This is a genomic window from Rhodococcus globerulus, from assembly GCF_019334125.1.
Taxonomy (GTDB): domain Bacteria; phylum Actinomycetota; class Actinomycetes; order Mycobacteriales; family Mycobacteriaceae; genus Rhodococcus_F; species Rhodococcus_F globerula.
Genome location: NZ_CP079698.1, coordinates 1,849,107 through 1,867,076 on the forward strand (window position 1 = coordinate 1,849,107; position 17,970 = coordinate 1,867,076).

The 17,970-nt window shown below is 59.4% G+C and carries 30 protein-coding genes; 2 read left to right on the top strand and 28 right to left on the bottom strand.

Going from position 1 to position 17,970, the window contains the following annotated elements; all coding sequences use genetic code 11:
• Positions 1 to 78: 78 nt before the first annotated feature.
• From KYT97_RS08375 to KYT97_RS08385, 3 genes are all read right to left on the bottom strand, one after another.
• Entirely contained in the window at positions 79 to 522 is a 444-nt protein-coding gene (locus KYT97_RS08375) for a phage terminase small subunit (protein WP_219112067.1), read from the bottom strand.
• A 150-nt stretch (positions 523 to 672) separates the two neighbouring features.
• The gene (locus tag KYT97_RS31250; protein ID WP_219112068.1) at positions 673 to 981 is read right to left on the bottom strand and encodes an HNH endonuclease; all 309 of its coding nucleotides are present in this window, start codon (positions 979 to 981) and stop codon (positions 673 to 675) included.
• Positions 981 to 1,127, bottom strand: coding sequence for a hypothetical protein (locus KYT97_RS08385; RefSeq protein ID WP_219112069.1), 147 nt, complete (start codon positions 1,125 to 1,127; stop codon positions 981 to 983). The genes KYT97_RS31250 and KYT97_RS08385 overlap by 1 nt, the downstream gene beginning before the upstream one ends.
• Positions 1,128 to 1,556: 429 nt before the next feature.
• Here KYT97_RS08385 and KYT97_RS08390 point away from each other — a divergent pair, with 429 nt between their 5' ends.
• Positions 1,557 to 1,883 (top strand): DUF2510 domain-containing protein, encoded by a 327-nt coding sequence (locus KYT97_RS08390; RefSeq protein ID WP_245006056.1) that lies wholly within the window; start codon positions 1,557 to 1,559, stop codon positions 1,881 to 1,883.
• 865 nt (positions 1,884 to 2,748) lie between these two features.
• Here KYT97_RS08390 and KYT97_RS08395 read toward each other — a convergent pair.
• The 11 genes from KYT97_RS08395 to KYT97_RS08445 all read right to left on the bottom strand — a co-directional run bounded on the left by KYT97_RS08395 (position 2,749) and on the right by KYT97_RS08445 (position 8,820).
• Positions 2,749 to 3,267 carry a GIY-YIG nuclease family protein gene (locus KYT97_RS08395; RefSeq protein WP_219112070.1) on the bottom strand — a complete coding sequence of 173 codons (519 nt, stop codon included), beginning with the start codon at positions 3,265 to 3,267 and terminating at the stop codon, positions 2,749 to 2,751.
• A gap of 28 nt (positions 3,268 to 3,295) precedes the next feature.
• Positions 3,296 to 3,940 (bottom strand): DUF7341 domain-containing protein, encoded by a 645-nt coding sequence (locus tag KYT97_RS08400; RefSeq protein ID WP_219112071.1) that lies wholly within the window; start codon positions 3,938 to 3,940, stop codon positions 3,296 to 3,298.
• A gap of 417 nt (positions 3,941 to 4,357) precedes the next feature.
• A complete protein-coding gene (locus KYT97_RS08405) occupies positions 4,358 to 5,083 on the bottom strand; it encodes a hypothetical protein (RefSeq protein WP_219112072.1) in 726 nt (241 codons plus the stop codon).
• An 86-nt stretch (positions 5,084 to 5,169) separates the two neighbouring features.
• A complete protein-coding gene (locus KYT97_RS08410) occupies positions 5,170 to 5,895 on the bottom strand; it encodes a hypothetical protein (RefSeq protein WP_219112073.1) in 726 nt (241 codons plus the stop codon).
• 116 nt (positions 5,896 to 6,011) lie between these two features.
• Positions 6,012 to 6,314 carry a hypothetical protein gene (locus KYT97_RS08415; RefSeq protein ID WP_219112074.1) on the bottom strand — a complete coding sequence of 101 codons (303 nt, stop codon included), beginning with the start codon at positions 6,312 to 6,314 and terminating at the stop codon, positions 6,012 to 6,014.
• 133 nt (positions 6,315 to 6,447) lie between these two features.
• Positions 6,448 to 6,738 carry a hypothetical protein gene (locus tag KYT97_RS08420; RefSeq protein ID WP_219112075.1) on the bottom strand — a complete coding sequence of 97 codons (291 nt, stop codon included), beginning with the start codon at positions 6,736 to 6,738 and terminating at the stop codon, positions 6,448 to 6,450.
• Positions 6,735 to 7,685: a DNA cytosine methyltransferase gene (locus KYT97_RS08425; RefSeq protein ID WP_245006057.1), complete on the bottom strand. Its 951-nt coding sequence runs from the start codon at positions 7,683 to 7,685 to the stop codon at positions 6,735 to 6,737. The genes KYT97_RS08420 and KYT97_RS08425 overlap by 4 nt, the downstream gene beginning before the upstream one ends.
• Positions 7,682 to 8,008, bottom strand: coding sequence for a RusA family crossover junction endodeoxyribonuclease (locus KYT97_RS08430; protein WP_219112077.1), 327 nt, complete (start codon positions 8,006 to 8,008; stop codon positions 7,682 to 7,684). Before KYT97_RS08430 ends, KYT97_RS08425 begins: the two co-directional genes overlap by 4 nt.
• Before the next feature lie 41 nt (positions 8,009 to 8,049).
• Positions 8,050 to 8,235 (bottom strand): hypothetical protein, encoded by a 186-nt coding sequence (locus tag KYT97_RS08435; protein ID WP_219112078.1) that lies wholly within the window; start codon positions 8,233 to 8,235, stop codon positions 8,050 to 8,052.
• A complete protein-coding gene (locus tag KYT97_RS08440) occupies positions 8,232 to 8,441 on the bottom strand; it encodes a hypothetical protein (protein ID WP_219112079.1) in 210 nt (69 codons plus the stop codon). Before KYT97_RS08440 ends, KYT97_RS08435 begins: the two co-directional genes overlap by 4 nt.
• A gap of 88 nt (positions 8,442 to 8,529) precedes the next feature.
• Positions 8,530 to 8,820, bottom strand: coding sequence for a glutaredoxin family protein (locus tag KYT97_RS08445; protein WP_219112080.1), 291 nt, complete (start codon positions 8,818 to 8,820; stop codon positions 8,530 to 8,532).
• Positions 8,821 to 9,501: 681 nt separating this feature from the next.
• Here KYT97_RS08445 and KYT97_RS08450 point away from each other — a divergent pair.
• Positions 9,502 to 9,723, top strand: coding sequence for a hypothetical protein (locus KYT97_RS08450; RefSeq protein WP_219112081.1), 222 nt, complete (start codon positions 9,502 to 9,504; stop codon positions 9,721 to 9,723).
• Positions 9,724 to 9,742: 19 nt separating this feature from the next.
• Here KYT97_RS08450 and KYT97_RS08455 read toward each other — a convergent pair whose 3' ends face one another.
• The 14 genes from KYT97_RS08455 to KYT97_RS08520 all read right to left on the bottom strand — a co-directional run bounded on the left by KYT97_RS08455 (position 9,743) and on the right by KYT97_RS08520 (position 17,656).
• Positions 9,743 to 10,570, bottom strand: a complete 828-nt coding sequence (locus KYT97_RS08455; protein ID WP_219112082.1) for an HNH endonuclease — start codon at positions 10,568 to 10,570, stop codon at positions 9,743 to 9,745.
• A gap of 24 nt (positions 10,571 to 10,594) precedes the next feature.
• Entirely contained in the window at positions 10,595 to 11,050 is a 456-nt protein-coding gene (locus KYT97_RS08460; protein ID WP_219112083.1) for a hypothetical protein, read from the bottom strand.
• Positions 11,047 to 11,505: a DUF3310 domain-containing protein gene (locus KYT97_RS08465; RefSeq protein WP_219112084.1), complete on the bottom strand. Its 459-nt coding sequence runs from the start codon at positions 11,503 to 11,505 to the stop codon at positions 11,047 to 11,049. Before KYT97_RS08465 ends, KYT97_RS08460 begins: the two co-directional genes overlap by 4 nt.
• Positions 11,502 to 12,251 (bottom strand): helix-turn-helix domain-containing protein, encoded by a 750-nt coding sequence (locus KYT97_RS08470; protein WP_219112085.1) that lies wholly within the window; start codon positions 12,249 to 12,251, stop codon positions 11,502 to 11,504. Before KYT97_RS08470 ends, KYT97_RS08465 begins: the two co-directional genes overlap by 4 nt.
• Complete coding sequence (locus tag KYT97_RS08475; RefSeq protein WP_219112086.1) at positions 12,248 to 12,721, bottom strand: WhiB family transcriptional regulator; 474 nt, start codon at positions 12,719 to 12,721, stop codon at positions 12,248 to 12,250. The genes KYT97_RS08470 and KYT97_RS08475 overlap by 4 nt, the downstream gene beginning before the upstream one ends.
• The gene (locus tag KYT97_RS08480; RefSeq protein ID WP_219112087.1) at positions 12,718 to 13,476 is read right to left on the bottom strand and encodes an AAA family ATPase; all 759 of its coding nucleotides are present in this window, start codon (positions 13,474 to 13,476) and stop codon (positions 12,718 to 12,720) included. Before KYT97_RS08480 ends, KYT97_RS08475 begins: the two co-directional genes overlap by 4 nt.
• Positions 13,457 to 14,359 (bottom strand): YqaJ viral recombinase family protein, encoded by a 903-nt coding sequence (locus tag KYT97_RS08485; protein ID WP_219112088.1) that lies wholly within the window; start codon positions 14,357 to 14,359, stop codon positions 13,457 to 13,459. Before KYT97_RS08485 ends, KYT97_RS08480 begins: the two co-directional genes overlap by 20 nt.
• A complete protein-coding gene (locus KYT97_RS08490; protein ID WP_219112089.1) occupies positions 14,356 to 14,529 on the bottom strand; it encodes a hypothetical protein in 174 nt (57 codons plus the stop codon). Before KYT97_RS08490 ends, KYT97_RS08485 begins: the two co-directional genes overlap by 4 nt.
• 228 nt (positions 14,530 to 14,757) lie before the next feature.
• Positions 14,758 to 14,928, bottom strand: a complete 171-nt coding sequence (locus tag KYT97_RS08495) for a hypothetical protein (RefSeq protein WP_219112090.1) — start codon at positions 14,926 to 14,928, stop codon at positions 14,758 to 14,760.
• Positions 14,929 to 15,523: 595 nt separating this feature from the next.
• Positions 15,524 to 15,751, bottom strand: coding sequence for a hypothetical protein (locus tag KYT97_RS08500; RefSeq protein WP_219112091.1), 228 nt, complete (start codon positions 15,749 to 15,751; stop codon positions 15,524 to 15,526).
• On the bottom strand, positions 15,748 to 16,095 hold the full coding sequence (locus KYT97_RS08505; protein WP_219112092.1) for a hypothetical protein: 348 nt from the start codon (positions 16,093 to 16,095) through the stop codon (positions 15,748 to 15,750). Before KYT97_RS08505 ends, KYT97_RS08500 begins: the two co-directional genes overlap by 4 nt.
• A gap of 41 nt (positions 16,096 to 16,136) precedes the next feature.
• Positions 16,137 to 16,337 (bottom strand): hypothetical protein, encoded by a 201-nt coding sequence (locus KYT97_RS08510; RefSeq protein ID WP_219112093.1) that lies wholly within the window; start codon positions 16,335 to 16,337, stop codon positions 16,137 to 16,139.
• A gap of 103 nt (positions 16,338 to 16,440) precedes the next feature.
• Positions 16,441 to 16,683, bottom strand: a complete 243-nt coding sequence (locus tag KYT97_RS08515; protein WP_219112094.1) for a hypothetical protein — start codon at positions 16,681 to 16,683, stop codon at positions 16,441 to 16,443.
• Positions 16,684 to 16,837: 154 nt separating this feature from the next.
• Positions 16,838 to 17,656: a phage antirepressor gene (locus tag KYT97_RS08520; RefSeq protein WP_219112095.1), complete on the bottom strand. Its 819-nt coding sequence runs from the start codon at positions 17,654 to 17,656 to the stop codon at positions 16,838 to 16,840.
• Positions 17,657 to 17,970: the final 314 nt, after the last annotated feature.

Sequence of the window (17,970 nt, forward strand, 5' to 3'; positions counted from 1 at the left end):
TTCTCGTCACCGTCAGCCGGCCACGGCGCCGTAATCCAAGCACCGGACTTCGGATCGATCTGATACCCAGGGGGAAGCTCAGAGGTCTCGGTAGTCGTCAAGGCTTGTCACCTCGGCGGTCGACTGAACCACCTCAGGCTGCGTGTACCGAATCCGCAAACCGCGACGAAACTCGGAAGTCGTGCCGAGTACCTTCTCGCGGTTACGCAACTCCACAGCGGCAGAAGCAATCCCACAGAATGCGGCGTCAGCGACCAATGCGGTCGTGAGCGCAAACATCCAATCCGAGTCCGTCCACAGCTTGCAGTGCGGCATCGCCGATACGGTCTCCCACCACTTCTTGGTCAGGGAGAGCAGTTGCACGGACTCTTGACCATCACGCGTAACGATGGTTCGAGTTGACGGCAGGTCTGGGCGTTCACCCGTAAACGGCACGTCGGGGACATCAGTCCAATCGATGTCCGACTTGGCCCGGTTGCGCTTCTGACCTGCAGGAGCTGACTGGCGACCGGCAATAGCCATCAGAAAACCTCCTCGCATGCGCGCGTGACAATGGTTTGGGATTCGTACGTACAGGCACGCCCTATGCCGACCGTGGGCCCGTGGGGTGGAGGGAGGGGCATCCCCCCACCCTGTCGAGATGACAGAGGACGGAGCAGGCCTGCGGTGCAGTCAGAGCAGTCCAGGGTGGCGCTCAGCTGGTCGGAGGCGGCTGTTCTTCGCTCTTCCCACTTGCGCTTCACGTTGTGTTTCGACGTCGTGGCAGGGCCTGCAGAGTGATTCGCCGTTGGCGAGGGTGTCGGTACCTCCGGCGGCTGTGTTGATGATGTGGTTGGCTTCGATGTCGTGGGGGCGGGCTGTTGGGCTGCCCTGGTACCCGCATCGTCGGCATCGGTACCCGTCGCGGGTTTTGACCTGCCTGGCCCAGTGTCGGTGTGCGGCTGTGCTTGTGCGGCTGCGTCCTCCACGTTCCCATGCCATCAGTGGACCTGGCCTGCAGTAGCGAGGCTGTCGAGTCGACGGTTGAGGATGGAGGTGAGGAGTTTGGTTGCCGAAGCGTCTCCCCTTTGGCGTGCCTGCCTGAGTCGGGCTAGGTCGTCGGTGATCAGGTCTTCGAGAGTTGGCATGGTGACTTGCCCTTCGCTTCGGCATCCATCAGTTGGCCGGTCATGCGGCGCAGTGTTGATGGAAGTGGTTGAGCTACCTGATGTTGCGATCGACCTTGCTGTCCGCTCGGTGTGTGAAGTCTCGGCGAAGCCATGAGTCGCGCGGTATGCGGATGCGCACTGACACAGTGAGCAATGTCGACCAGTCATCGGGATCGCTGACGTAGTTGCCGTCTTCACCTCTGATGAACTGATCAGCCTTGAGCCACTGCCATTGATCTGCCGTACGGATTCGTCACAATCCAATGTGCGCAGCTACCGAGAACACCGGTGGCCTCCCGGCATTGGGGGTGCCGGAGCTGAAGTAGGGAGGGCATCCTTCGATTGCCTGTGTCGACCTCGGTCACTACTGGCACGATGTATCCACCATCGAAAGAAGTGAGCTGCACCGTGAATGACCGCAAGGGACTGAAGATCGCCAATGCGATTGCATCTGTGATCGCATTGCTTTTCCTGCTCGTGATGGCCACTGGGCTGGACTGGGGCGGAGCTGGTTTGATCTTCCTGTTGCTGTCATTCATGGTGACCATTGGTGTCATCACGTGGGTTGTGTTTGCCATTCGCGGGCTCGTGGCCAAGCCGACGCCGATACCGATCCACCGACCTGCTGCCGGACCATTCATGCCCGCGGGCTGGTATCCCGATCAGCAGAATCCGTCAGAGATGCGTTGGTTCAACGGCGTTGAGTGGACATCCGCCACCTTGCCGCGGCAGTAGTCGCGTTGCTCTCATCGCCACGTACGCCAAAGGCCGGCCACTATCCAGCGGATTAACGCGAGGCTAGGCATCAGAGGATCCAGAAATGGATGAGCGCCAGTGCGATACGGGCAAACTCAATTAGGTCACACATCGCTTGGGTCATTTGTCGACATTTGCGTCGTAACCTGCGGTCATGGGACAGTCCTCCATCTGGAGAGATTCGCTCTCCGTGTTAAAGATTGGTTCCAAATGACTGAATGGCTCGTACACGATGTGACCGATATCGAGAAGGCAATAGCGCTCGCGACCGAACACGCGGCGAATCATCTCGAACTGCAGGCTCCATGCAAGTGCCCTGTTATCAAGAACGGCCCCAGTGTGGCAGCACCGTATGGGCATTCCGTGGTTGTCTCTGTGTGATTGCGGCTAGTCGCCAACCGCGACATTTTGGACTCACTGGACGCCCTACCGCGCAGTTTGAAGTTTGTAGCCCCGCCGCGCCTCGATGGGCGAATCAGCGGGGCATCCCTGGGCGCTGGCGAGCTGCTCGCAGGGAGATTGTGGCCGGTACACGGAGCGCCAGGGATGCAGATGTGTGCGCAGTGGACGGCCACAAGCAAAACACCCCGCCCAACTGGACGAGGTGAGTGTCATGCGGAACCGGGATCCTGTCCCGGTCTTCATGGTTCAGTGTGCCATCAGGCACCGACAAGAATGTGCAGGTAAGGCAACAACACTCACAGGCGGACAAGACTGGAATCGAACCCTAGATACGAAGATGCGCCACACCTTGTCCGAAAGACACGTGTAGCGCAACTGCGACTTTACCAGGAATCAAACGACATTCAAGTTGTCCAACAATCACCGATGAGTACCAACGGACTCATTGCCAGTTGTGTGGCACGACCTTGACCCGTTCAGTCTTCCTGCGCCACTCCGACTCTTCCCACCACGTGTGCCGCTTATTCTCGGCGACGATTCGGATGTGATGATCGAGAGCCGGATTCGGTCGATACCATTCGCGGCCAGCGATTCGTGAGTGCTTGAACTCTCGGTGACGCTCAGTCTCAAGCTGGAGCGTTCCTACCTCCACTGCGAGGAGTTCGGTGTCCGGCGGATACGACGCGAGCCGCTGCTCAAGGTTGCTCGCAAACCCGATCTTGAAGTGAGCGCCCACCCGCAAGTAGTAGACGTAGTCCTGCCGGTTGCGCTTCTCCTCTGCAGCCGCTTTCCGCTCTTCAGCCTTCTGAGCCGCAAGCTCTTCCTGCATCCGAGAATTTGGGGTCGACATACCGCTCTCGCGCATCTCGTTGTCGATGATCGTCCAGACCAGAAGTGCGTGCATCCGGCAGTACTGGCCACCGGCGTCGACGATTGCGCGATCCGCATCGTGCTCGCACATCCCCCACATGCATTGCCGTGCTATGAAACTAGACTGCGTTGGACTCATCGGCGATAACACCTTCCAGTGGTGCGCAGTCGATGACCTTCGCGAGGTGAGTGAAGTACTCGAATCCCCAGTGATGGCCACACGCCAGGCAGTTGCATCCCATGTTGCTGACATTCAACGCTGGGGCTCTGACATTTTCTCCGAGCGCGTCCTTGCGGTATACCCATGCCTCACCGCACGTCGGGCAGGGAGCGTTGAGCGTGAAGTGGTCGCGGCCGCCGTCGAGAAGTGATTCAGCAGCTGTAACCCAGTCGTTGATCATCTCGGAAGCTCCGTCCAGGAAGTTGGTGTCTTGTGGTCGCCACGACGCTTTGTGGAACGCTTCGAGCCGGGACAGTGTGCCGCCGGTGGACGGCCACCATCCCTGGACTGTGCTGTCGACTTTGTTGATCCAGTCGACGCCGTCAACCCACAGCGGCGGCATCGACCGGGCGACTCCACCGAATGAAGTCCCTTGCTGCCCTCGGATGTTCTCGAGCATCTCCGCGTAGATGCTCGGCTTGGTAATGACCCTGGTGCGGCCGGCCGCTTTGTGAGTGCGAACTTTCGGTGCTGTCAGCGCGCTGATCGCATCGTCAAGATGCCTGAGCGCTAATGGTAGGTATTCGGTCTGTTCAACGCTCATCGTCGCCCCTCCGGTAGCCTGCATCGCTTGCTACATTCTACCATGCTGATCCTTCAATTGCATTGGTACACAACAGGTCTCAACAAATTCTGACAACGTAACGACACTGCATTGGTGTACGCCTCCCGGCATAAATCATCAGGCCACCACTCAACAGCCGGGCCGCAGTGTGCGGCCCGGCTGTTGAGTGGTCTGTCAGGACCCGAAGTTAATGGACCCGAATCCGCCTGTGCCGCCGGGTTCGGGTTCGACCTGAGGGTTCCCAACCGTGAACGGGGTTTCTGTCAACACGTAAGTGTTTGCACCGTTCTCGCATGTAAGGCAGAGCGGTGTGCAGCTCCTCTATTCCGGTGAACAGAGTTGAGCGTATCGACCGAAATAGCGGAGCTGCCAGAAAGTTCAGCGTGGCGTATAACGTCAGTCGTGAATCCCCTGCTTTACCAATCGCTCAAGGTCATCCCTCATCGATTGGTCGAAACGCTGGTTCGCGGCTCTCACGCGTTTGAGCGCCGACTTAACTTTGTCCTTGTCGAGGCTCATGATCCCAATTGCACCTGTGTCTCCGAAGAGGCCATTGAATTCAGCACACTCAGCCATAAACTCCGCATACCGCTTGTTGACGAGGTCTGACGCCGACAGCACCAAAACACCAGAATAACTCTTGAATAGCGGAGCGGTTTCACCGACACTTGCTAGTGCCTTGTCATAGTCACCGTTGGAGTGGTGGCGTTCCGCGTTCATCATGCTCGACACAATCGCCGAATTATTCTCGGCACAGGAAGTGAACATTCCCACGTACTCGTTCCGAAGAACGAGCGCGGCAGACCTATCCGCTTCGAGTCTCCACATGCGCTCCTTTGATTCCAATTCGCGCATGAATTGGCTTCTCTGAGCGTCGAGTTGCTCCACCAATTGCGCCCTTTGGGCCGCCAGATCACTCGAGGCTTTGCGTCGCTGTTCAGCTATCTGCTCTTCATGAATCCTACGTTCCGCGGCACGCTGTTCACGCTGCCCGTGGAACGCGATGTAGGCGGCAGCAATAAGCAGCGCACCGCTGATGACTCCAGCGAGCAGGGTCGCTTGCGGCTGGGTGAGATCCCAGTCGTTCTCGTAAAAGAGGCCGAAAATGATTAGCTCGAGCATGCGGACAGCATGCCATCTCCCTGAGCCATGCTGCCTCCGCGCACCGCCGTGAGCAGACTTCGTGAAGTTGGCGTTAGCCGACGACCCTAAGGTTTTGCTGCTTCTTGTGGTTCGTTTGGAGAGACGCCCTGCGCGAGCACGGCATTCGACGTCGCATTTTCGAGCTGCCCGAGATGGCGAATCACGATGTCTACAGCACCTACATAGTCCTCGCCAGCCTGTCTGGAGAACGAAACCCTGGAATCATGGACGACGTCATTTCTCATCGACTGTAAATCGAGCAAGAACGAAAGCGTCGCTTGCCCTTGTTCGTCAACGGCAAGCATGCGCTCGGCTTTCTTACGAGAGCTGATGCGCCGCGAATCGTCGCCAGGGAACATCGCTTCGTATTTCTCGTTGAGTGCACCCTCGACTTCAATCCACGAGAGCAATACAGCAGCACGCGGGTCTACATCAAGCAGCTTATTCATCACGTCCCAGCCAATTCCTCCGAATTGATGATCCGCAGGAACGCCTTCGATAACGGGCTGGCGTCCACGACTCTGACCATCAGCTCTAGGTTGACTTAGACCGCGGACATCACTGGCGGAAGCGCCTACCACTTCCTGCGCTTCTTCCTTGACCTGAGCGGCACGAGCGCCGAAATTGACCTCCCCAGAACCCGCCTTGAGACTCTCGATCTCGGGTATCCGGGCGATCAATTCTTTGACAACCTTCGCGACCTGACTACGCCCTACATAGAGCAAAATACCGATTACCAATGGCCACGCCAGTGACTCAACCAGAGAAGCAAAGAACTCGAATACGTTCACGGAGCGACTCTAGCCCCGACTAAGTTGAGTCCCGCCGGCGTGCCACGCCTACGCGGCGCCTGCCCGAACATCGGGTAGTCCGCATAGTCGGCGCATCTCGTCATACGGAATCGGTGTCACCCTTCACCGCCCGGAGTGAACAGGACGCGGATCGGCTTGTACCTGGCGAGTTGCTTGCCAGTGAGGTCGGCGGTCTCGTATCCACACCATCGTCCGCCGCGCTTCTGTGACACGTCATCGTGCTTGTCGATCACCACTGACAGTTCCGGTAGTGAGTCGAGGTCGTCGGGTGTCTCCACCGTGCGAGGCTTCGACCAACCCAGCTCAGCGAGCTTGTCCGCCAGCGCCGCTGCACCCAGATCATGATTCCCATCGACTGCCCGAATATCTGCGGCCAGTTCGTTTCGTTGCGCGTTCACAACTCCCCCTCGGAAGGCTCTTGGATGTGGCTCCGCGATTCGACTGCCTGCGCCCACTTGCGGTTTGGATATGACGATCGACAACCAGGTTCCCCACAGGTACAGGTCTCCCAGTTGCGCCAGTTGTGCTCGCTCATAATGTCCCCAATGCTGCGATTGTCGGACAGGGGCAACGTCGGTCGCACGCTTTGCAGTAGCCGCCATCCCTGGTGTGCAGTGCCCGGACCCGGGTGGCAGCCGCTTCCAACTCCACTACCCGCGCTGTCTGCCCCTGGGTGTGCTGCTCCACCACCAACGCCACATGCGCGGGATGGCCTCCCTTGGGGTGATCCCAAAGGTCGTCTCCACATGAGCAGCGCATGAATTGCGGGAGGTACGTGTGCGCTGCGAGCAGGTCGGTCAACACTTGGCCAGGCTCGGTCATGCCGCCACCCCCAACGCAGCCTTCACACGCCCACCGATCCAACGAGCAGCATCCACAGACACCGCATTACCAATCTGCTTCTTCACGTCCTTCGCGTTGCCCACGAACTCGTAGGAGTCCGGGAATCCCTGGCCGCGAGCGCATTCGCGGTTGTTGAGCATTCGGAACCTTGGTCCTTCTTCGGTCAGTGTGGCGATGCCGTGGTGGTTGCCGCCGGCGGTGATCGTTGCGAGCGGGTGTGTGTCGGCTCGGCGGGCTTTCGCGTTGCGCCGGTATGTCACCAGGTGCGGTACGTCGTACGTGGTGATCTGCTCGATCTGGTCTGCGACGTACAGCTTGCGGGTCACGAGTTTGCCGGGGTTCGGGTCGAGTATGTCCAGCGCGTTCATGCGTTTCGGCTCGCGGATGGCCAGGTCCACGTTGCCGGCGCGGGTGAACACAGCGAAGTACCGGACTCTGCGTTGCGCGGCCCCGACTTCTGCGGCGTCGAGCAATACGACCTGCTCTCGGTAACCGAGAGCCCGCATCCCATCGAGCCACCAGTTGTAGAGACTCCATGCCTGGAACTCGGGCACGTTCTCCACGATCACCGCGTCATACTGGTGGACTTCCGTGGCTGCGATCACCGCGAACGCTGTCGCACGATCCACCGAACCGGCATCCGTGCGAGCAAGTTCCACCTCGGCTGGTGGTTGCTTACGTCCACCAGAGCGGGCATGCCACACACACGACGGCGATGCCCACAGGATGTTTGTCTTCGGGAAGGTTCGCCAGTCCACCTCGGACAGGTTCGCGGTGATGTGCTCAGTGTCCGGGTGATTCTTCTCGTGCGTGGCAATCGCTGTTTCCCAGTGGTTCGCCGCAGTCACCACATAGAAGCCGGCCTGCGTCATGCCTTCTGAACTGCCACCGCCGCCGGAGAACAGGTCAGTCATTGTGGGTGTCATGAGTTCTCCCATTCGATTTCGAGCCAGAGGGTTCCTGGTTGGCCTTTGACGGCGGGGTGGATGAGCGGCATGAGTTTTTGCATGAGATCCGGGGTGTCGTCGGCAACGAGTCCGTGGTCTACGAGGCCGTCGCAGCAGGCTTTGAGTACGGGGACGAGGTTGTCTGCGTCCCGTTTGCGGTTGGCGGCCGGTTGGTAGTGGAGCGAGACGGTCGCGTGCGCTAGGCCAGTTGGGACGCTGGCGGACTTTGCGAGCAGTTTGGTATCGCTGCGCAGCCCTGCAGTGATTCGAGCCTTTGCGCGCCAATGAGTGCGATCATTCATCGAGAGCGGGGGCTTCGAAAACGGGAGCGTGAGGCGGGAATTCACGACTCCCCCGCGATCTCTACGAGGCCGAGTTGGTAGCGATCGCGGCGCCCGAGGTTGGCGGTGTGCTCACGCAGCGACTTCAGTTCGCTTACGGCTTCTTCGCGCCCCCAGTAAGGGCCGTGAACTGTGTCGGGAATTCCGCCGCCTTGGCCGGTCTCGAGGATCACGTAGTTGTCGCTCATGAGTTCTCCACCACGTCTCCACAATGGGAGCAGAGCCAGCCGAAACTGCTCATGCCGTTGATGTTCAGACCTCGGCGCCAGTAGGTGGACCGGTTGACAAACCGGCCACACACGCACTGCATCTGTGGGGCACGCCGCTTAGGTTGCAGTGCCTGGGCCGCCTCCGACGCAGCAAGCTCCTCAGGTGTTGCGATTCGCCAGCTCATGCCGCCACCTGCTGCCCGAGGTTGTAGCGGATGATCTCGGCGTTCCAGATGGGATCACATGTGGCGCAGATGCAGTCGGGGTGGTGGTTCATGCTGGCTCACCGCCTGGTCGGACAGTGTCGAGGTATTCGATGGCGTCGAGTTCGAGACGTAGCCAGTCGATGCGGTCGGAGCGGAAGCCTGACCAGTGCTCAATGCCGCCTGAGAGTTCCGCGACAACGACTGGAGCGGACGAGTAGCCGAGCGACTTCACGAAGGCGGTGGCCTTCTCGTCTTCGGTGATGTCGATTGCGGTGTAAGGGATCTTGAGCTTGTCGAGTTTCCGCTTCGTGGTGACGCAGGGCATGCAGCTCAGCTGGGTGTAGACAGTGACGTTCATGGGTGGTCCTGTTCTTGGGTATCGGTTCCCGGGCCTCAGCTCGTCACTGAGGCCCGGGCGATAGGTAGTCAGAGGATTGAGTGCGCGGAGCGGAACTCGCGCTCACGCGCCCTTCTTGGCGAGTGCCTCGCGGACGAGTTCCATCCCTCGCCTTGCTCGCTCGGGCGTCCCGGGATCGTGGTCACACAGAACCGTTCCGACATAGCCGCGGTCATTGCAGAGCGAGCAAGAGGAGATGCCCGCTGCGCGATCTTCTGCCCGCCGGCGTGCATCCTCGGATACGGCACGCTTCGCAGCCTCAGTCTGACCTCGATCCCACGCCTCACGGGCCACCCGGGCATCTCCACATGGTCGGCAAGGTGGCGGGGTTGGGTCGTTCAGATGCTTGGTGCAACGAGGTTGGGGTGCGGAGACTGGCGCGTGTGCGCCGTTCGCCCCTGCCCCATGCTCCCTGCTCCCTGCTACATAAAGAAGCGATTGAAGATCGTCACCAGGCGCAGACTTGTCCGCGAAAGATTGCACCGAGTCTGAACCAACCTCCGGCGTCGTGGCGTCTTTTTCACACGACCGCGAATCGGCAGGTGGGGCAGGTATTTTCGACTTCACGCGAGATGGCTCAAGCCGCTGATGCTCCGAAAGTTTCGGCAAGAACAGGTACGGATCGCTATCCACAGAGTACCTGTGGATAACTTTCGCAACTTCAAGTCGGTCAAGCATCTTTTCGATGTCAGAGACCGACAAATCACTCTCGTACGGGAAGATTTGACCCTGAATCACGCGGGCATCGCCTTGTGCCCGAGCGTGCTCGTCCGCGTGATTCCAGAGTCCGATGTACAGCATCCGCTCATCGCGGGTGAGCTGTCGGGCCAGCTTCCGGTCGATCCAAAATTCGGGCTTGATTGACCGGATGCGGGCCATGGGCTTACTCCATACTGGTCGATTCATTGGCGCTGGCGCCATTGGATACGGGGGATCTTTCTTGATTCTTGATTTGCCACTCGACGAGTCCGATGAAGTACGCGCGGCATGCGATTTCGCCGCAATACTCAGACCGTGGGTCGCATGCCTCGCAGAAGCATGCGGCAAGGCGCTCGCCGGTTTGTGCGAGGTGAAGTCGAGATATTTCTGCATGCATCTCGTCGGCGAGTTCGCGTGTGAACTGAATGTAGGGACCGTCATCGTCGACGGCGTTGACGATGACGAGAGCGCGCTCTTGGTTCTGCTTGATTCGAGTCCAAGCGCAACCGCAGAAGTACTTCCAGGTGTCCTTGACCTTCTTTGGCATGGACGCCTCGATGAGTTCTTCGAGGTCTGAATGATCAAGTCCGGCACCGTAGAACTGATCCACGGATTGCTTCCAGTCGCCGGGCAATTCTTCTGTGTGGCGATCGCCGCGCCAGTCTGTCCATCCCCAGCGATTCCACTCCGCTTCGAATGCTTCGTATCGCTGAGTGAGTAGCTCTCTGGATGCGCGGCGCTCGTTGGCGACTTGAGCCATTGCGGCCGACCATTTGACGGCTCGTTCGTCGACGTCCTGAACGATACTTTCAGATGGACTGGTCGAGGTCTTACCGCTGTTGCAATCAGCACAGGCTGCGACAAGGTTCGACGGGCTGTCATCGCCTCCGAGTGCGGTGGGAACAACATGGTCGAGAGTGATGCGAACATCTGGCGCTGTTGCGCCGCAGTATCGACATGCATGGTTGTCGCGTCGGAGAACCTCAAACCTGACGCGCTTCGAGACTGCCATTGTGCTTCCTCCTGATTGCGTGGGTCACTCATCATTACCTGTCACCCCCTTGGTTGATCGGCTCCAGGTGCCGTCGTCGGACAACAGGAGAGGCTCGAGGTCATGGACTAGGAGCACCGGCACCTCGTTCGGGCGTAGTTTCTTGTTCATCGACACAAGCCAGCCGTGAGCTTCGGAGTACTCACGGGCCGACTCGATGAACGTGTGACAGGGGCTGCATACGTCGAGTCCGTTGGCTGCCTGGTTCACCCACGCCAGGCTCGATCCGCCGGCACCACGGGGACGGCGGTGGTGGATCTGCACCGCCGCATCCCCGTGGCAGGCCTGACGTACTTCGCAGCGTCGACCGGAACGATCGTGGATCAGCTTCTTGACCGCATCTGGGAATCCGGTGTCACGCTGCCGCTTCCGGGTAGTCGGACTCTTCGCCCTGGGTCGCTGCATGGGCGTCCGCTTGAGTGGCGTTCTGCGCAGGCTCATTCGGTCACGCCCTCGATCGCAGTGAACGGTGCGAAGCCAGCCGGTTGTGAGCCGTCCTCGCAGATCCATCTAGTGGGGGTTCGGAACCACGTATCGCCTTCGCAGTCCTCGATCCGCGTCACATCTTTGGGTACGTCTTCGATCCGCTCCCACGGTCCGGCTTCGGCGGGGGCTTGAATCTCCACGTCACCAGTCATTGACGCGAGTGAACGCTTAAGCCTGGCCAGTACTTCCGGGTTTCGATCTAGGCGCTCACTGCTGCGCTTCGTCAGTTCCCGGTCGATGTACCACCGCGCCTTCTCCAAGTCCTCGAGCGCTGAGCCTTTGAGGTCGGCCCGCCAGATGTACTTGAACGCGTTGCCGAGGTTGAAGCACATGTGCTCGGTGATCTGGATGCACTCGATGCCCGAGGGGTGTTCGGTGTAGTGCGCCGGGTGGTTTACAGGATCGCTCATGCTGCTGACCTCAATCTCTGGACTGTGCGAGCGGTGACATCCAGCCGCTCGCCGATCTGCGCGGCCGACAAACCCTGCGCCTGCAAAATCTCGAATGCAGCCTGACGCTCCAACTTCGGCGCCACACCACTCCACTTGCCGTCGAGGATGCGCTGCACCAACACCACATCCGCCACAGGTTCCGCCCTGACTGCAGTCGGCTTCTCGAAGTAGTCGTCGATGTCGTCCCACATAAACGGGCTCAGATAGCCGCGGCGCTGTGCCCGCAGTTCAGCCCGAACGTCACCCCGCCGTATGTGCGAGATCCGTTCGTACGCTTCCGCAACCATCGCATGTGTCTGCCACTGCGTACGGACACCATCCCGCGCCCTGTGTAACGCCTTGTAGTGTGGGTAGTTGCATTCCTCGGCGATTGCCAGGACATCCCAGCCCATCACCGCGAGCGCCTCCATTCGCCGGCGAAGCCCATAGCTCAGGACGATCGCCTGATGATGTGACGGCCGTTGCGTGACAGTCATGATGGCTTCGGCAGTCGGCTTGAGGATGTAATCCGGGTCCAGGTTCATCAGGTTCCAGACAGGCCTCGCGGACAGTCCGGCTGCGCGCGCGATCATGTTGAGAGTCATGCCGGATTCGACAAGTGTGGCGACATGCCTTCGGACAGGTGCCGGTTCAACCTCTGTGGTGCGCGGCATTACTGCGAACCGAGATGCGGGAATGCCGATGTACGACGAACAGGTAGTCATGAGGCCACCGCCTTCTGTGCTTTCCGTGGCGTCCGCTCCTTCTGCTTCTCGCACTGCTTGCAGGCGCGCTTGCCATCGGTTGTGACACGGGTGTTCTCATGCGTGAACTCGTGATTACGTTTGCAGTGAGTCTTGGCGGCATTCCCAAGAGTGATCTTCGGCGGGACGATCGTCACTCCCCCTGCCTCTGCGATGACAGTCAATTCGGCGCGGTGCTGACGATCGGCACCGACCTCCCCGTTGAGGTAGACGCCCGCGCGGATGCCGTAAATCTCCTGCGAGGACACAGCTTCCGCTGCGCACTGCGCAATGACAGGGCACGTATTACAGATGCGGATCGGCTCAGTGCGGAGATGTGCCGCACTGGTCGGGAACCATGCGTCAGGATCCTTGGCGCGCGAGCATGGAGACTGCTCAGTCCACGGATCTCGGTTGATGAGGTTGAGCAGAGGTAGGTACGTGATGGTCACGCTGCATCACCCTCTGGCAGGGCAACATTCGACACCACGCGCGGCTGCACATCATCGAGACCGAGCTTGGACCACAAGTCATCCACGGTGAAGTTCGGGAACTCGGTGCGCTCCTGGAGTTGCAGGTTCACCGACCGCACTGCGGAGATGTAAGTCTTACCGCGCTCAGGCATTTCGATCACGCCGTCAACGTCATACGGCAATGACTTTTTCGTTTTTATCTTGTCGGCCTTGACCGGAGTCGGCTTACCGCGGGAGTCGACCACAGTTACCGCTTCGAGTCGCGCGGTCATTAACACGGGCCCGTCATGGGCAAGGATCGCCTGGATAAGATGCGCCCAGTACTTGTTGGCCTTGTTCCAGAGGTCCATCGTGATGATGCCTTCGGAATCGCCCTTGGCGCGGGTGTTCGCCCACTTCTGTGCACCGTCTCCGATGAGATCCCAGAGGCGTGTCATGGAATCGACAACGAGAAGGGTCGGCTTGTCTTCTGCCGGAAGTGATGCGATTTCTGCCAGGACTTCGAGGATTCCCTTGTATGAGCCGTCGTGTTCGACGATCTCGAAATCTGCGCCGGGGATGGCGCCGTACTGATCAGGGTCGGTTTCACCGATTGAAACCCATAGCGTTCGGCCGATCCGCTCCGAGGCTGACGCTTGCGCGCACGCCCACGACTTGCCTGACTTCTCAACGCCGGCAATGAGCAGGACCGGCCACGATGGCTTGGCGGTTGGCTTACGAGTAACGAGTGTCATTTGTGTCCTTTGGGGAGAAGTGGCGGCGGGTACCGTTTTTGGTTGGTCGCCAGGTGTGAATGACTTTGTGGGTGAAGGGGTTCACGAGTTCGGTGGCGTCCTGCATGAATGCTTCGATTTCGAACGTGGCCTTGGCTTCGTCTTCTTTGCATTCGGCGACGAAGTCGAGTCGCTGTTTGGCTCGTTCCCGAAGAAATTCGACGGCATCGACGGTGTCTCTGTCTGCGCTGATCGTCTTACCGACCGTGGCCGGATACAGGCGGTCGAGGTCATCGCCCAAGCTCGCCATTGGAGGCTTGCGAGGAATGACGTGTTCATGCCAGAAGGTGTGCGTGCGTCGGATGAGCTCTTGTTGCCGATCCTCTCGGGCGAACAGCTTGTGAAGCTGGAATTCTGTCGACCCGATATGCCAGACAGCGAGGTAGGCGAATGGTGAGCCGTACACAAGGCATTCGATGTCCTCCTGAATGAGATAGTCGGGAGGGATTCCGTTGTCCCAGTTGTGGCGCTTGAAGACGGTCGAAGACTTCAGTTGCAGTGGAACAGTCGGCCCTTGTGGAGTGATGACGAGCCGGTCGAAGGTCGCGTGTAGATGTGGATGCTCCACGGATCGAGCCATGAATCCGGGCAGTACTTCACCGATCTCGGGGTGATAATCCTGAACCCATTTCGTGATGACTGGCTCGACTCCGTGTCCGATCAGGGACAGCAGCGGGTCGAACGGTTTCGCCCGTCCGATTTTGCTGAGGTATACGGAGAGCTGCGTATCGTCGTATGACGATTCGCCGATGATGGCAGCGCCTTCGGACGCCCCAATGCTGTTGCGGCGCTCAGCTGACCATTCGTCAGTGTCGGGTTCGACATCGACGATTGTGTATGTCATGACGCCTCCGCGAAGTCGGCCTGCACATCTGCGAGCGCATGAGATTCGCAAAACACGAGATCCCATTCGCCGGTGTCGTCGTTAAATCTCAGGAAGTTGAAGTGGACGCGTTTGCGCAACTTGTCGACGTGAATATCGGTGGCCTGGTGCCCATTTCTGTGGAAGCTCATTTCTGCCAGTCCTCCAAGTCATCGCGTGGGTCGTATTCACAAAAGGGGTCAGGGTCGCCTGGGAGGCGCTCCTCGGAAAATGGGTTCACTCCCAGGTCAAGGTGCTGGTATCCACTCATAGGCCGATCGCCTCATCTCGTAGTCGGTCAACGTCGTGATCGTCGTCGCGGCAGTCGTACCAACCGGGTCGATCGCACGGGTCGGTGAGCGGGTCGTCGTCGAGGTAGCTCATCGTCGACTTCCGTTCTTGTAGTGGGAGACCCAGTAGGTGACCTGGAACTGCTCGCTGGATCGCTGGACGATTTCGAGGGTGGGGAGGCCGTCTTTCTCGGCGCGGGCGAAATCGCTCTGCCCGATCTGCTCCCAGACGCCCATGCCTGGCGGAGGGTTGGGGATCATGCCACGTTCCTCCTGGCTCGGTCGTCAGCGGTGCGCCATGCGCAGCACTCGGGGCATCGGCAGCGGTAGGACGCATAAGCGTTCCCATTGCCATGTGTGGCTTCGGGATGGAACGGGCGACCGAAGCGAGTGACTCGGCGAATGCGGAGCCTCGACTTACTGAGCAACGTGTTGTCAGATTTACTGCGAGGGAACGGCTTCGCTTCGATCTCCGCGATGATGGCGGCGAGTTTGGGGCGGTCGCTACAAACGGTGCAGATGGTCCCAGCGCCGTCGATGGCCGATCCTTTGCCGCCGAATCCGGCTGGTCGAAGTCCACGCATTTCGCCACACTCCGTGCATGGCGATGGAACTGGTGGCGCCTTCGGGACATGCTCCGCGCGTCGGTTCTGGACCTTCGGTACCGGACGTCGCGAAGGCCGGTGACGTTTCACCGACTCGGCCATGATCTGCTCACGGGTAGGTGAAAGCTCGATCGGTGGTAGCACTTTCGGCGCCATGATCAGGTCGTCGGAACGCATTTCTCGACGACACGGGCCGCAGTGACCGCATAGTCCATCAGTGCACGACCGGGTGGATAGGCTGGATGCGAGGCTCATGCTGCGACCCCGATTTCGTCGCTGTGCAAGTCGTCGGTAGTGCCATCGGAGTAATGGACGGTATAGAGCGCGCCAAGCTCCGACTTCTTCGCCTTCAACTGAAGCGCATATTCGCGCTGCCAATGGGTCAGTTCGTCGAGGTGGATGCTGGGGAACGTGCTGCCGCCCTTAAACGGCTCAATGCGGACAACTGCCAGTTTCGGGTGCGCGATAAGTGTGCTCATGCTGGCCACCCACCGAACTCGCGGAGGACGTACAGCACGCCGAGTGAAGTGAACGTGATTGCCGAGAGCGCGGAACCGGTGACAATCCCCCACCTGCCGGCAGCCCATGAGGGCGCCGGTTCGATCCTCGGTTCTCCGTCGATGCTCAGCTCACCGCGGTCGACACTGATGTCGTTTCGATCGACATCAGCCTCATCCGGCCACGACCAGTCCACAGCCAATGCCGTATCGAGGGCATCGAACTCGGGCAAATCCACGTCACCGAGCACCGCGAGCGGAATCGTCAACGGGCACTGTTTCTTGCTTGCGGCCACGTACTGCGGGGCCATTTGGGCATGCGTCATCACAAAATGTCCTGTCTAGGAAGAATGAAAGTTGAGTGGAACTAGGCCGCGGGGACGAACGGAATCAGCCGCGCGTCAGGGCTGACCATGAGTTCATCGCCGAACTGCTGGACACATCCCCCGCCGGCGAGTTCGCAATTCCAGTAACCGCCGTGCGCGTAGTCGATGGCTTCCGAGGCCGGGTTTACCGCGGGGATGATCTCGATTGTCTCGACCTCGAGCCCGTCGAAGGTGCGGATCATGACAGCCTCCCGTCAGCGAGAGTGACGACTGTCCACGCCACCGTGGTCCAGACCGCAAGGCCAATAATCAAGGCCCGCACCACGCCCCGAAGGCTGCGAAGACTCATGATGCACCGCCGAGTTTCGCCTGAACCTCTAGCACCCGCGCGATCTGGTCCATCAACGAGAACCCCGAGTCTCGATCGAAATAGACGTCATCGGTGCCATCGACACTGAGGGCGATCATGTTCAGAGACTTGTCGTAGCGAACCGAGACCGAAGGATCGTCATCACTCGCCGGAGCAAGAGCAACCGACTGCACCGGGAGTCGGAGAAGGTTCGTCGGGATGCTGGCCAAGTTGCTCACGCCGCCTCCCTCATCTGCTCAAGTTCCATCCGACGCTGCGAGGCCTTGCCGAACGTGCGTCGGCAGACTGCGATCTGAATGGCGTTCATTGGAGGGAACATTGCGGCCACCTTCTCAAGATGGGCCTGATCCTCAGCAGTCCAAGTCGAAGCGGTCATGCTGCATCACCAACAACAGCCGAACCCTGGGTCAGCTTCTTACGGAGGAACTCGACGCCAGATGGTCGAACGAATGTCGTAGCCGTTGGAACTGTTTCGCCGGTCTTCCGGTTTTTATAAGTTCCGGGCACGACCTTGAAGTGATGCTCGTAGCGTTGGTACGGCAGGTTGTTTCCCTGGATGATTCCCAGGCGCCGGAGGTCACGCATCATCACGTTGCGTCCCCATCCGATCACCTTTGAAGTGGCGAGCATGGAGTAGCAGCCGTTGGCGTCCATCAACTCATCAAAGAATTCAGCCTTCGGTTCAAGTTCGGCGATCTGCACATCCTTCGCGGCGATCATCGACTGAGCTTCGAGCACTGCTGCGGCGAGCAGTTCAGAACCGGTAAGTGCTGGCGCCATCGAGTAGGTGCCAGTTTTACGTAGGGCCGGCAGTACGGTGCCCGTAATCCAGCGACGGAAGGCTACAGCTTCCGGCTTGTCAGATCGGATGACAATCTCATAGAGGCCAGATTCGTTGACTGTTGTGATCGCTTGCGTGCCGCCAAGGGTGTCCACTCGGCGGACACCCTTCTGATCGTCGGCCAGTCGAGCTGCGACATTGCGAGAGTTGACGATTTCAAGAGCGTCGCAGATGTCGGCAAGCGCGAACTCGGGACTGTCCGAAGTTCCGAACGTCCGAAATGCGCGGTCGTTGTAGGTGAAGAGTTTGATGGATTTTGTTGCAGTAAGGTTTGTCATGACGGTCCTTTGGTAGGGGTTGTCGGAGACCGTCAGCTGGGTAATCAGCTGGCGGTCTTTTTCATGCCGCACGCGATCGAGCTCTCGGTCGCTGGACGATTTGCCGCGTAGTGCTGGATATCTCGGGCACAAAAAAGATGTCCAGTGGAACGTCGAGGGCCTCGCAAATTAGTTCAGCTGTTCGCGGGTTGTTAGTGGCTTGCGTGCGGCCACTGATCAGGTTGTCGACGGTGCCCGGTGCGCACTCCGCATATTTGGCGAGTCGACGGTTCGAAAATCCCTTGCGGTCCATGCGGTCGATCAGCGCGTCTCTTGCTACAAGTTGCATCCTCATGCCACTTGGCCACCTCCTTCGGTTGGAACGATGCCGACGTGTGTCCGTGTTT